1 protein-coding gene is annotated in these 295 nt (G+C 64.4%); it reads right to left on the reverse strand.

What is annotated here, in order from left to right:
• A partial coding sequence (locus SB816_RS30850; RefSeq protein ID WP_410548100.1) for a glutathione S-transferase C-terminal domain-containing protein occupies positions 1-295 on the reverse strand: 295 nt, incomplete at both ends.

The raw sequence follows: 295 nt of genomic DNA on the forward strand, positions 1-295 counted from the left end.
GGGCCCGCACCCGCTCGTACCACGCACGCAGGTTCGCATGGCGGCTCAGGTCGATATCCGCGTTGTACACCGAGCGCATCCAAGCGGCCTTGCCCCAGCCCGTCACCGCGAACAGGTACGCGTCGGCGATCGTGAATGTGTCGCCCGTCAAGTACGCGTTGCCGTCGAGCTGCCGGTCGATCCATGCAAAGCGGCTGTCGAGCTTCCGGCGCACCGGATCGACGTATTTGCCCGCCTGTACCGCGTACAGCAACGGAATGAACCCCTTGTGGATCTCCGTGCCGAGGAAGTTCAG

Origin of the sequence: Achromobacter sp. SIMBA_011 (genome assembly GCF_046535435.1) — a bacterium.
Classification (GTDB): domain Bacteria; phylum Pseudomonadota; class Gammaproteobacteria; order Burkholderiales; family Burkholderiaceae_B; genus Achromobacter; species Achromobacter dolens.